The sequence below is a fragment of the Mycobacterium sp. DL440 genome, from assembly GCF_011745145.1.
In the GTDB taxonomy this organism is placed as follows: Bacteria; Actinomycetota; Actinomycetes; order Mycobacteriales; family Mycobacteriaceae; genus Mycobacterium.
Genome location: NZ_CP050191.1, coordinates 440,695 through 452,613 on the forward strand (window position 1 = coordinate 440,695; position 11,919 = coordinate 452,613).

Consider the following 11,919-nt stretch of genomic DNA (forward strand, 5'->3'; position numbering starts at 1 on the left):
CGGCGTGGCAGCATCAGCTTCGTGACACCACGCAACCGACGCTGGGGTGATGCTGTAGCCCTGCTCGACGACGACGACGCCCGGGACCGCCTTCTGGATGCTGCAGCTCGATGCATCGTCCGGCGCGGGGACACTCAGATCCGCATGGCCGAGGTGGCCGAGGAGGCCGGAGTGGTGCGCTCCACCGTGTACCGCTATTACGCCACTCGGGATGACCTGCTTCTCGGACTGCTGCTCAGACGCATCGACAGTGCGTATGCCCGATGGGTGAAAGCGCTACATCGCCCGCTGAACGCGGCTGGCAGCATCCGGGAGTTGGTGCTCAAGCCGGTGGTCTCCGTCGACCACGGTGATCCGCTCAATCAAGCGCTCTATGCCAGCGAGAGCGCAGCACTCATACCCGTGCTCGAATTGGGAGCCGAAGCTTTGGTTGACGTGATGGCCGAACACATCGGGCCGTTGTTCACTGAGTGGAAGGCCGAGGGCCAGATCTATCGGGACCTGAACCTGCGAGACACCTTGCAGTGGATGTCGGCGACGACGTCATTCCTACTCACCACCAGCTGGCGGCAGCGCCCGGTCAGCGCCAAACGACGATTCATCGACCGGTATCTGGTCCGGGCGCTGGTTTGCTGACCCTTCTCGGCTACATCGAGCGCTGCAGTGCGGCAACAGTTTCCAAGTCGTCGAGGGCCTCCACGCCTCGGCGCAACCCCTCCAGCGCAATGTCTTCGACCTGCATGCCACCCATGCCGGCGGTGATCAGGGGAGCAACGTATCCATAGAGTGCTCCCTGGCGGTATCTCAACCAGAGATCCTCACCGTCGAGCTCTGGTCCACCGAACGCGACCAGTGCCTTCCGATAGGTGGCCAGCAACTCTCGCTGGGTGGCGCGGCGATCCTCCGGCGTCATGCTGGTTATCAGCGTGTAGGCCAGTTCGCGCGACGGGTGTCCCCGGCGCACAGCCTGCCAGTCCAACAATCCCGCACGCCCATTGCGGAAGTACACGTTGCCCGGATGGGCATCGCCGTGCATGACTGTGTGCGGCGGTCTGTCGATCAGCGCAGCTACGGCACGGTAGTTGTCAGCGATGAATCGTCCATTGTCGACTGGAATTGTTGTGCGCTCGGCCAGCCGCTTGATTGAGGATTTCATCAATGACCCGGTCAGCAACGAGGTGGAGTCACCGGACGGCGTATAGACCCAGTCCACCAGTCGGCGCGCCTTGCCGCTGAAGGCGCCCCAGAACGCAGCATGCACTGAGGCAAGCAGTTCGATGACAAGTCCGGCCTGGTCAGGGCTCAAAGGGTGCAACGTGTCGGGGAAGTCGCACTCGCCGGTCGGCAGATCCTCGAGCACCACTAGATAGCGCCCCGTCCAGGGCTCGAACGCGGCGCCATACACCTTAGGTACGCCTGAGATCTGCGGAGCCAAGTCCTGATAGAACCGCACCTCGGTATGGCCCAGGCGTCCCAACTCGCCCATCAGCCGTGTCGCCACCGTGGCGGCCGGCATCTTGACGAACACCGAGTCGGGTACGCCTTCTCCCACCAATTTCAGGCGCGCCCTCGATGAGGTGCCGTCATCCCCGCCGGCCACGGTGACCGACTCGACGCGGCTGCCCATCACGGTGGACAAGACCCGTGCATCGAGGCCGGCGGCCTCACGCGGAAGCGTGCTCAGTCGACCTACGGCAGCATCAGTCGCGACGCGTTGTACGCCGTGCCCCAGATGGCCGACAAGCTTGAGCGCATCGCGGGCCTGTTCCAGCATGCTGTTCACCATCGTATTTATCTGCCTTTTCGACTGGAGGGCGCGTCGGGAACTTCGTGAAACTTGAGCCGGTGTGAACACCGTTGCATGAAGCCTGTTTTCGGGGCATGGAAACCGACCGGACGGTGTATCGCAACTGCCTTTGTATCGGACAGTGGCGAGAGTATGTCTTATTGAGGCGACAGGGTCGATACTTTACATTTTCGTGGCGAAGTGTCACGCTGTGGCGGACGTTCGACAGGGGAAGGTGTGACGAATGAGTGTGGACGCGCCCGTTTCGGTCCGTCCGGATGTGGACCTCGCCGACGGGACCTTCTATGCCGGCGATTCACGGTCTGCATACGCGTGGATGAGACGGCATCAGCCGGTGTTCCGGGACCGTAACGGTCTGGTCGGTATCGCGACCTACCGCGCGCTCATCGAAGCCGAACGCCGGCCGGAGCTGTTCTCCAGCGCAGGTGGGATCCGCCCGGATTACGTGCCGCCGGTGCCGATGATGATCGACATGGACGATCCCGGTCATCTGAGGCGCCGCAAGTTGGTCAATGCCGGGTTTTCCCGCAAACGAGTCCAGGGGCTCGCGCAGAGTATTGAAGCGCTCTGCGATGCGTTGATCGACGCGGTGTGTGAGCGGGGCGAGTGTGACTTCGTGTGGGACATCGCGGCCCCGCTGCCCATGGCGGTCATCGGCGATCTTCTCGGTGTCCGTCCTGCCGACCGTGCGACGTTCTTGAAGTGGTCAGACGACATGGTCACCAGCCTGAGCTCCAAGATCTCCGAGGTGGATCTGGAGGTGACCGCCAACGCGTACCTCGCCTTCACCGCCTTCACTCAGGAGCTGATCACGGCGCGGCGCGCAGAGCCGACCGATGATCTGATCAGTGTGATGACTCACGCTGTCATCGACGGTGAACGCCTGACCGACGCGGAGATCATCCAGGACGCCCTGCTCATCCTGGTGGGCGGGGACGAGACCACCAGACACACCCTCACCGGCGGCACTGCGCAACTGTTGCGGGCTCCCGATCAGTTCGCTGCGCTGCGAACAGAACCGGAGCGCTTGATGGCGACCGCGGTGGAGGAGATGCTGCGATGGACATCTCCGGTAAAGAACATGTGCCGCCAGCTCACTGACGACGTCGAGTATTACGGCACCTCGCTCGCCGCGGGTGAGAAGGTCATGCTGCTGTTCGAATCGGCCAACTTCGACGAGGAGCAGTTCGACGACCCTGAGCGATTCGACATCACCCGAAATCCCAACAGCCATCTGGCTTTCGGATTCGGTACCCATTTCTGTATGGGCAACCAACTCGCCCGCCTGGAGATTTCGACGATGATGCGCAAGGTGCTGGAGCGCCTGCCTGACCTTCGGCTCGTCACAGACGATGAGTTGCCTTTGCGCGCGGCGAACTTCGTCAGCGGGCTGGAGCGGATGCCGGTGCGCTTCACTCCGACCAAACCGCTCGCGAACCGCTGACACGGACAGGAGTTCTCAGATGGAGTTGTTGTTGACCGACCGCACCTACGTGGTGACCGGCGGTGGCAGCGGCATCGGCAAGGGCGTGGCCGAAGCGGTTGCCGCGGCAGGCGGCAATGTCGTGCTCCTCGGGCGAGGTGCGGAACGCCTGACCCAGGCCGCACCCCAGGTGGCCGCACGATCACCGCGCGGTGAGGTGGCCGTGCGTACTCATGTCGCCGACGTCACCGACGAGGACCAGGTCGCCGAGGCCATCGCCGCGGCGACCGCCTGGACAGGTCAGCTTGCGGGGGTTGTGCACAGTGCCGGTGGCTCGGAGACCCTGGGCCCGCTGACCCAGATCGACTCGCAGGCGTGGCGCAACACGGTGGATCTGAACGTCAACGGAACCATGTACATGCTCAAGCATGCTGCCCGCGAGATGGTTCGTGACGGAGGTGGGTCGTTCGTGGGAATCTCGTCGATCGCCGCATCGAATACCCACCGCTGGTTCGGCGCGTACGGAGTCAGCAAGACGGCGCTCGACCACCTTCTGCAACTGGGCGCTGACGAGTTCGGTGCATCATCGGTGCGCGTCAACGGGATCCGGCCGGGGCTGACCCGGACCGAATTGCTCGGTCCGATCTTCGAGATGCCGGCGATTGCCGACGACTATCGAGACAACACCCCGCTACCGAGGTTCGGGGAGGTCGAGGACGTGGCGAATTTGGCGGTGTTCCTGCTCAGTGACGCCGCGAGCTGGATCACCGGGCAACTGATCAACGTCGACGGCGGCTTCATGCTGCGTCGCGGCCCCAACTTCTCATCACTGATCGGTCAAATGTACGGAGAAGACGCCCTGCGCGGCGTCGTGAGCTAGGAGATAACCAAATGAATCGACTGTCCGGCAAGGTCGCCGTCATCACCGGAGCAGCTCGTGGGCAGGGCCGCAGTCACGCGGTCCATCTGGCCGATGAAGGTGCCGACATTATCGCCTTGGATATCTGCGCTGATATCGCCTCGAACGAGTACCCGTTGGCCACACCGGCCGACCTGGAGGAGACCAAGGAGCTGATCGAGAAGTCGGGCCGCCGGGCGATCACCGCACAGATCGATGTGCGGGACCGCGCTGCGCTGAAGTCCGCACTCGACAATGCTGTCGCCGAACTCGGCGGTCTGGATGTCGTCGTCGCAAACGCGGCGATCTGTCCGTTGGGCAATCACATTCCGGCCCAGGGCTTCATCGATGCGTTCGATGTGGACTTCGTGGGGGTGGTCAACACCGTGCATGTCGGCCTACCGCACCTCAGATCGGGCGGCTCAGTGGTCGTCACCGGATCGATTGCGGGACTCTTGCCTGCCACCGGGATGAACGGTGGCAACCTGCAGGGCCCTGGCGGTGCGGGATACGGTCTGGCCAAGAAGATGGTGAGGGAGTACACCAAGTCGTTGGCGCTGGCACTGGGACCGCAGAGCATTCGGGTCAACGCCGTCCATCCGACCAACGTCGACACCGACATGCTGCACAACGAGCCGATGTACAAGACGTTCCGCCCGGACCTGGAGAAGCCCACGCGGGCCGACGCCGAACTGAGCTTTCCCTTCCTGCAGGCCATGCCCGTCCCGTACGTGGATCCGGCCGACATCTCGCACGCTGTGGTCTACCTTGCATCAGATGAATCTCGTTACGTCACAGGGCAACAGCTGTTCGTAGACGCTGGCGCCGGCCTCAAAATGGGGCTCTAATCATGGGTTACTCTGCCGCGGACGAATCGTTCACTCATCAGCTTCCCACCACGTTCGACCAGGTGCACAGCAGCGATCCGACGTGGTCCGACCGGTGCTATTTCTTCGCGGCCTCACCGGACGGCACCCTGCTGTTGGCCAGCGGCTACGGGAACAATCCCAATACCGGCACAGGTCTGGGCTACGTCAAGGTCAGCCTGGCCGACGGCAGGCATTGGGACCTGCTCTCGGGCCGGCCCGTGACCGGCGACGACCGGGCCGAAATCGGTGCGGGCCCGATGCGCTGGACATGCGTCGAGCCGCTCAAGAAGTGGCGACTCGATGTGGAACCCAACGCATCCGGGATCGAGTGGGAGCTGTACTACGAGCCCACGGCACCGATGTGGGAGCTGCTCCCCATGAAAGTGAACGACCCGAGCGGTCAACTCATCGTCGACATGTATCACATGAAGGAGCCCGGTCGCTGGACCGGATGGGTCAAGATCGACGGCGAGAAGATCAGCGTCGACGGCTTTCACGGCGGTCGGGACCGCACCTTCGGTGTCCGAGTCTCCGACAAGATCGACTTTTGGCTATGGCTTGATGCCGGGTTCGACGACCATGCAATCGAGGCCTGGATCATCGAATCATCCGACGGCACCGTCAACTACGTGGACGGTGGAATCACCTACAACGACGGCCGACTGTCGAAGAGATTCGTCAAGATCGAACACGACATCGAATTCGACGGTGACCGTAAACGTCCGGCCGGCGCAGCGCTCGTCTTCACCGACGAAGATGGCGCCACCTACCGCGTCGATGCACAGTCAAAGCATCAGGAGGTCGACGCCTACTACGGACTGCCGATGTCACACTGTCAATACGAGGACCTGGGCGGCGGAGCCTACTTCATCCACTTCCAATGGGACAGCAACGATCCCGACCAGCTGACCGAAACCGAGGGCAAGTCGATGGCACTCGATCAGCTCATGCAGTTCAGCTACGACGGGCACCAGGGGCAGGGCATCTTCGAACTGCTTCTCGGCGGGAACGGTTACCGCCGTTACCCCAACTGGACGGCCATGGACATGTCCGCGTTCACCCAGGACAAGACGCCGGCTGATCGACTCAGTGCCGACAGTTGAACCGCGAGACCAAGGAGATCGATGATGACTCTCGACGCTGCTGCTGAGCAACGGTTGGCCGCCTGGCTGCGAAGCCAACTGCCCGAGGCCGACGAGGTTTCGTTGGAGGGGCTGGACCGGGTGAACTTCGGTCATTCCGCCGAGATGATGGTCCTCACGGTGGTGGCCCGAACGGGCAGGGCCGAGAATCGCCAGGATGTGGTGATGCGCTTGCGGCCCACACCGCCCGCGCTCCTGGAGCCCTACGATCTGCCTCGGCAGTTCACCATCCTGCGCGCGCTGCACGGAACCTCGGTCCCCGTGCCCAAGGCCCTCTGGCTGGAGCCCAGCGGTGAGGTCCTCGGTCGCCCATTCCTGGTGATGGAGCGGGTCGGCGGTGAGGTCTTCGAAATGGATTCTCCCGCAGATCTTTCGGATGAAACTGTCGTCAGGATGTGTCAGAGTCTGGTTGAAAAGCTGGCGGCGATTCACTCCGTCGACCTGGAGCGGACTGGCCTGGGTTCACTTGATGACGGTGCGGATCACCTCGATCGCGAACTTGCCCGCTGGGCCGGAGAACTCGACAGGGTCAAGCGTGACCGGCTGCCCGCACTGGAACGCCTTCTGGAGGCTCTGCGCGGTGCCAAGCCGAAGCCGAGCGAACGGGTCACGCTCGTGCACGGCGACGCCAAGCCCGGAAATTTCGCATTCACCGCGGGGGAGGTGAGTGCGGTTTTCGATTGGGAGATGACGACTGTCGGGGATCCTCTTACCGACATTGGATGGCTGGAACTGTTGTGGATGCAACCCGTTGGCATCACCAGTCATTCGGCAGCCTTGCCCATCGATGAACTTCTTGCGCATTACGAAAAGGTGAGCGGTATTCCGGTTTCCAACCGGAGCTGGTATCGCGCGTTCAACGCCTTCAAAATGGCCGTCATCTGTCTGATCGGGGCCATGCTGGTCGAGGACGGGCACAGCAACGACCAGAAACTGGTCATCGCGGCATACGGCACGTCGCTACTGACCACAGTCGGGCTCACCGAGCTCGGCGTCGACGAGAAGCTCGATGATGGTCCGGTCCTACCGCGGCAGGAGCGCATCGACGAAGTGCTCGCGCAGCCTGCGCCTGCGCACTGACCCGGAGGCACGCCACATGGATATCGCACAGGGCGTCGCCGTCGTCACCGGTGGCGCCTCCGGCCTCGGATTGGCCACTGTCGAAGCACTTTTGACTGCAGGCGCAATGGGAGCGGTGATCCTGGATCTACCGACTTCAGCCGGGCCCGAGGTGGCCGAGCGACTGGGGCAGCGGGTTCGGTTCGCGCCGGTCGATGTCACCGACACCGGTGCGGTCGAAGCCGCGCTCGACCTTGCTGAGACGCTCGGCCCGGTACGCATCGCCGTCAATTGTGCGGGGACTGGAAACGCGATCCGCATTCTGGGCAAGCGCGGAATTTTCCCCGTCGATCAGTTCGACAAAGTGGTGCAGGTGAACCTGATCGGCACCTTCAACGTGCTGCGTTTGACCGCAGCGCGGATGGCCGCCACCGATCCGGTCGACGGTGAGCGCGGGGTGATCGTGAACACGGCGTCGGTGGCGGCCTTCGACGGCCAGATCGGCCAGGCGGCGTATGCGGCGTCCAAGGGAGCAGTGGCGGCGATGACCCTTCCCATCGCCCGAGATCTCGCCGGCAGTCTGATCAGGGTCATGGCGATCGCACCGGGAACCTTCGACACCCCCATGCTGGGAGCCGCGCCCGAGAAACTGAAGGCATCGCTGGGAGCTCAGGTCCCGCATCCGAGTCGGCTCGGCGACCCGCAGGAGTTCGCAGCGCTGGTTCGGCACATCGTCGAGAACCCGATGCTCAACGGTGAGGTCATCCGGATCGACGGCGCAATCAGGATGGCGCCCAGATAGTCCGGCATACAGATCAGGAGGCACGTCAATGCGCGTGATCAACGACTACTACATCGACGGCCGTTGGGTTCCGTCGACATCGGACGCCCAGCTGGACGTCATTTCACCGAGCACCGAGGAACCGGTGGCCCAAGTGCCCGACGGCAACGCCGAGGACATAGACAACGCAGTCTCGGCGGCCAGACGAGCATTCGACCACGGCGGGTGGCCACAGCTGAGTTTCGCCGAACGGTCACGGGTGATCCTCGCCCTGCACGATGAGCTGACGTCGAGAGCCGACGAACTCGCGAGGACAATCGGTACCGAAAACGGCACACCGGCAATGCTGCTGCGCCCCGTACAGGTCGACAACGGCTTGCACGTCTTGAAGTATTACGCCGACTTTGCGGCCGGATTCGAGCCCGAACGCCTGGTCGACGGCGTGTACGGGCCCGCGATCGTGCGACAGGAACCGGTCGGGGTCGTCGCCGCGATCGTTCCGTGGAACGTGCCCTTCTACCTGGCCACGCTCAAATTGGGACCGGCGCTGGCCGCAGGTTGCACGGTCGTGCTGAAGGCCGCCCCCGAAACCCCGCTCAACGCCTATCTTCTGGCTGAGGCCGCTCACGCCGTCGGCCTGCCACCCGGTGTCCTCAACGTCGTGGCCGCCGGACCAGAGGCGAGTGAGCGCCTGGTAACCCATCCAGACGTCGACAAGGTCGCGTTCACCGGCAGTACAGCCGTCGGGCAGCGTATTGCGGCGCTGGCAGGCGGCCAGCTGAAGCGGCTTACGCTGGAACTCGGTGGAAAGTCGGCAGCGATCGTGCTCGATGACGCCGACCTGGCGTCAACCATGCCGACACTGATCGGCGTGACCATGACGATGAGTGGCCAATTCTGCACCGCGCAATCACGAATCCTGGTACCAGACAGTCGATATGATGAAGCCGTCGACACCTTCTCCCAGATCGCGCAGAGTCTTCCGATCGGACCGACGTTCGAAGAAGGAATGTTCCTCGGGCCGCTGATCAGCCGCAGGCAACGCGACCGAGTGCTGGACTACATCGCGATCGGTCAGAAGGAAGGCGCGACGGTCGTCACCGGAGGTGGACGGCCCGAACACCTCGAGCGTGGATGGTTCGTGCAGCCAACCGTCTTCCGAGATGTCAAGAATTCCATGAGGATTGCCCAGGAAGAGATCTTCGGACCAGTAGTGACGTTCATCGCGTACTCCGACGAGGACGAGGCGGTGGCGCTTGCCAACGACTCGGATTTCGGACTGCATGGCACGGTATGGAGCGCTGATGTGAATCGGGGCGTCGACATCGGACGCCGTATCCGCACCGGTACGTACTCGGTCAATGCCATGGTGCTGGACCCCGCAGCCCCGTTCGGAGGCGTGAAGCGATCCGGGCTCGGGCGCGAGATGGGAGCCGAAGGGCTCGCGGCCTATCTGGAGCCCAAGACCATCACGGTTCCCGCCGGCGCCTCGCCGCGCTTGGCGGTACGTGACAAGCCGGCGGATGAAGCGACCTGAATGCTCGGCGATACAAGGAGGTCCCATGAGGGTTGACGTCGACTACGGACTGTGTGAGGCCAACGGGGTGTGTATGGGTATCAACCCCGAGGTGTTCGAACTCGATGACGACGACCATCTGACGGTTTTGAAACCACAGGTGGCGCCGGAAGCCGAGGCTTCTGTCGTCGATGCGGTGCGCCAATGTCCACGCCAGGCACTCACGATCACCGAATGACGAAGAACCACGAGGAGCGAAAGATGACACCCTCTTCCTCACAGAAGATCCAAGCCGCCATGGGTGCGGTGATGTTGGCTGTAGGTGCGACGGCGGTTTTGGCACCTGCTCGATTCGGCTCCTCGGCGATGCCCGGTCAGGATTACCAGACCCGGATGTGGGCGCTGCGTGAGACTGCGCTGGGGGCGATCCTGTTCGGAACCAGGAATTCTCAGCGGCGCCGCCCTGTGCTGGCAGCCACCACGGCGCTGGCAGTGGCTGAACTTGCGGTGTCGTTACGCGAGCCCACCCTGGCCAAAGCCAACCGATGGTCTGCGGTGGCCAGCAGTGCAGTGTTCGGCGTAGCCGGCGCTCTCGCGGCACGTAACACGTAGGGACGGAATACGTTGTCGGGTCAGACTTCCCGGACCACAGCGGTGTCCATGCGAGGACCGATCAGTGGCGCGATTCTGTTCAGGCTCACCAAGGTCCTCAGCCACGTTCTGGCACCCGGTTACGAAACGATGCCAGGTCTTCGAAAGGCGATCGCCAAGAACCGCGCGCGGGGGCCGGCTCAACCACCGGCCCGCGTTTCGAAGAGGTACGACGTCCGCAGGCAACCGCGCCCGGACGGCGACGTTTTCCGCCTGAGCCGGCGTGGGGCGAAGCGGGCCGATCTGCACCTCCTCTACCTGCACGGTGGTGCGTTTGTTCTCAGCATCCAGAAAATCCAATGGCGGGTTCCATTAGGCCTTCTCGATCGTCTGGAGGCATGTGATGCGACCGTACCGCTGTGGCCGCTCGCCCCGGAGCACACCTGGCGCGATTCGATGCCTTACGTCACTTCGCTGTACCTTGAGATGGTCAGCGAATATGGGGCGGAGAACATCGTGATCACCGGTGACTCCGCGGGTGGCGGAGTCGCGATGCTTCTTGCCCAGCATTTGCGAGACCATGGCGAACCTCAGCCGGCTTCGATGATTCTGTTTTCCCCGGTTCTCGATCTCAGTGTGAGCGGGCCCGATCAAACCGAGTTGGAACACCGTGATCCCTCTATCAGCGCGGGGATGATTCGCAACGCCGCCAAACTTTGGGCGCCAGACCTTGATCCACAGGATCCGCGGGTCAGCGCCCTCTTCGCCGACCAACGCGGGCTACCACCGGCACTGGTGTTCTCGGGGGATCGAGAGGTGCTCGACTCTGACGCGCGCCGACTTGCTACGCGCAATCCGACCGTCGATCACCGCAGCTATGCCGAGATGGCACATGTTTTCCCCATCGGCGGGACGCGGGAAGGCACCCACGCCTTCGTGGAATCGGTGAAATTCATCCAAGCTCATCTGCCCGGGACAGACATGGGCAACCGCCCGCGGTGAACTCGCTGGTACAGGCAGCCACGGTGTTCGATGTGTCGGGGTTCCCGATCGCGATCGCAGCGGCTCCCTTGCCGCCGAACGCCTCCGGGCCGTACTTCGTCAAAAAGATCGGTGGGTGCTTGGTGGTCCCGGGGGTGTTGGCGTCGTTGCGGTAGCGGTCCACGGCCTTCTGCACCTCGGCCGCATTGTGGTATCGCGTCACGTCTGTGGCGGTCAAGCCGTAGTTCTCCGGGTGGGCCTGCACCTTATCGACGCTGACATGGTTTGCGTCGGCCACTGATTTGACCTGGGCCAGATCCTGCTGCTGGATCTTCAGATTCGCCGCGCTCTGCTTCTGCGTGAGAGTTTGGGGAATCCCGTCTCCGGCCTTGTCGCCGATCACCGGTGGCACGCAATCGGGCTCGGTGTTCCCGGTGTTGTCCAGCCACGGCCAAGCGCTTCGGCAGCGACGCATCCATATCTGCCTGCGGTCCGGTCCGTGAAGTATCGACGGCAACTGAGTCGATTGGTGCACGAGGCGCGGAGTGCGTTCCTGACCTGACTTTTGCAGCGAAGATTGACAGAGTTTCGCGACACGCCCGAGTTTTGTCAAAGTAGGCAGGCGTGTCTTGTCAATCTTCGCTGCATCTCGACAGCAGGCTACTGTTCGAGACCGATCAACAGACAGGGGAGAGCCAAAATGGAACCAGAGCACCAATTGACATTCGGGCAGAAGGCCAAGCTGTATTCGCAGGCCGCAGGTGCGTTCGCCCGTAATCCCAAGGCGTTGGTCGCACTGGTGAAGTACAAGCTCTCCGAGCGCAAGTCAGCCAAAGAAGCGGGCTGACGCGC

General features: G+C 62.9%; 14 protein-coding genes. 12 read left to right on the top strand and 2 right to left on the bottom strand.

The annotated features are described in order from the left end of the window. The first annotated feature begins 21 nt into the window (after positions 1-21). On the top strand, positions 22-636 hold the full coding sequence (locus HBE63_RS02175; protein ID WP_166902877.1) for a TetR family transcriptional regulator: 615 nt from the start codon (positions 22-24) through the stop codon (positions 634-636). A gap of 10 nt (positions 637-646) precedes the next feature. Here HBE63_RS02175 and HBE63_RS02180 read toward each other — a convergent pair whose 3' ends face one another. Then, on the bottom strand, positions 647-1,783 hold the full coding sequence (locus tag HBE63_RS02180; protein ID WP_371815074.1) for a phosphotransferase: 1,137 nt from the start codon (positions 1,781-1,783) through the stop codon (positions 647-649). A gap of 247 nt (positions 1,784-2,030) precedes the next feature. Between HBE63_RS02180 and HBE63_RS02185 the strand changes: the two genes are divergently transcribed. Genes HBE63_RS02185 through HBE63_RS02230 form a run of 10 tightly spaced genes read left to right on the top strand, consistent with a single transcriptional unit; the run spans position 2,031 to position 11,088 of the window. Further along, on the top strand, positions 2,031-3,251 hold the full coding sequence (locus HBE63_RS02185; RefSeq protein WP_166902881.1) for a cytochrome P450: 1,221 nt from the start codon (positions 2,031-2,033) through the stop codon (positions 3,249-3,251). Positions 3,252-3,270: 19 nt separating this feature from the next. Next, positions 3,271-4,110, top strand: coding sequence for an SDR family oxidoreductase (locus HBE63_RS02190; protein WP_166902883.1), 840 nt, complete (start codon positions 3,271-3,273; stop codon positions 4,108-4,110). Between the two features lie 11 nt (positions 4,111-4,121). Beyond that, the gene (locus tag HBE63_RS02195; protein ID WP_166902885.1) at positions 4,122-4,976 is read left to right on the top strand and encodes a mycofactocin-coupled SDR family oxidoreductase; all 855 of its coding nucleotides are present in this window, start codon (positions 4,122-4,124) and stop codon (positions 4,974-4,976) included. Positions 4,977-4,978: 2 nt separating this feature from the next. Beyond that, positions 4,979-6,100, top strand: a complete 1,122-nt coding sequence (locus HBE63_RS02200; protein ID WP_166902887.1) for a hypothetical protein — start codon at positions 4,979-4,981, stop codon at positions 6,098-6,100. Positions 6,101-6,124: 24 nt separating this feature from the next. Then, entirely contained in the window at positions 6,125-7,219 is a 1,095-nt protein-coding gene (locus tag HBE63_RS02205) for a phosphotransferase family protein (RefSeq protein ID WP_166902889.1), read from the top strand. Between the two features lie 16 nt (positions 7,220-7,235). After that, positions 7,236-8,000 (top strand): SDR family NAD(P)-dependent oxidoreductase, encoded by a 765-nt coding sequence (locus HBE63_RS02210; RefSeq protein ID WP_166902891.1) that lies wholly within the window; start codon positions 7,236-7,238, stop codon positions 7,998-8,000. A 37-nt stretch (positions 8,001-8,037) separates the two neighbouring features. Continuing rightward, positions 8,038-9,516 (top strand): aldehyde dehydrogenase, encoded by a 1,479-nt coding sequence (locus HBE63_RS02215; protein ID WP_371815076.1) that lies wholly within the window; start codon positions 8,038-8,040, stop codon positions 9,514-9,516. 25 nt (positions 9,517-9,541) lie between these two features. Continuing rightward, positions 9,542-9,733 (top strand): ferredoxin, encoded by a 192-nt coding sequence (locus tag HBE63_RS02220; protein WP_166902895.1) that lies wholly within the window; start codon positions 9,542-9,544, stop codon positions 9,731-9,733. 23 nt (positions 9,734-9,756) lie between these two features. Continuing rightward, a complete protein-coding gene (locus HBE63_RS02225) occupies positions 9,757-10,107 on the top strand; it encodes a hypothetical protein (protein ID WP_166902897.1) in 351 nt (116 codons plus the stop codon). A gap of 48 nt (positions 10,108-10,155) precedes the next feature. Beyond that, on the top strand, positions 10,156-11,088 hold the full coding sequence (locus HBE63_RS02230) for an alpha/beta hydrolase fold domain-containing protein (RefSeq protein ID WP_166902899.1): 933 nt from the start codon (positions 10,156-10,158) through the stop codon (positions 11,086-11,088). On the opposite strand, the gene HBE63_RS02235 is transcribed toward HBE63_RS02230, so the two are convergent. Further along, the gene (locus HBE63_RS02235; protein WP_166902901.1) at positions 11,039-11,542 is read right to left on the bottom strand and encodes a hypothetical protein; all 504 of its coding nucleotides are present in this window, start codon (positions 11,540-11,542) and stop codon (positions 11,039-11,041) included. The genes HBE63_RS02230 and HBE63_RS02235 overlap by 50 nt on opposite strands. 225 nt (positions 11,543-11,767) lie before the next feature. Here HBE63_RS02235 and HBE63_RS02240 point away from each other — a divergent pair, with 225 nt between their 5' ends. Beyond that, positions 11,768-11,914: a hypothetical protein gene (locus tag HBE63_RS02240; protein ID WP_166902903.1), complete on the top strand. Its 147-nt coding sequence runs from the start codon at positions 11,768-11,770 to the stop codon at positions 11,912-11,914. Positions 11,915-11,919: the final 5 nt, after the last annotated feature.